1 protein-coding gene is annotated in these 396 nt (G+C 39.6%); it reads right to left on the bottom strand.

The features are described 5' to 3' along the window. Positions 1–300 (bottom strand): hypothetical protein (locus tag GUI43_RS35250; RefSeq protein ID WP_211326809.1); only part of this gene is annotated, 300 nt, incomplete at its 3' end. Positions 301–396: the final 96 nt, after the last annotated feature.

Below are 396 nucleotides of genomic sequence, written 5' to 3'. Positions count from 1 at the left end.
ATCTGCCAGTCTAAAGACAGGAATAGCTGCCTTGTTTAGCAAAACATCCTTGATAACAATTCTATTGTCTGGTGCGATCATCGTCTTTGGCACACTCAATTCGGGATCCCTATAAGCAACTGTCTCCTCAAAAACATTGGGATTAGTCGGAATCCGACTATAATAAAGAGTGGAGCTAACAATATCCTGACTTAAGTGATAGCGTGTCGCTTCAGAAAACACTGGGATTTTTTCTGTACTAATGACCGTTAAAGGAGTCACGCAAAATGTCATTAACATAGCTGCTAATAATTTTTTCACAATGGCTCCTTCCTATTTTACTTCTGTGCGATGAGGGTCTTTCTTCAGCTCTTGATTTTCCTTTTCTAGCTCTGCTAATTTGTCATCAGAAAAGGC

It is taken from the genome of Micromonospora noduli, assembly GCF_003264365.1.
GTDB lineage: Bacteria > Actinomycetota > Actinomycetes > Mycobacteriales > Micromonosporaceae > Micromonospora > Micromonospora noduli.
This window is presented reverse-complemented; position numbering and strand designations above follow the sequence as displayed.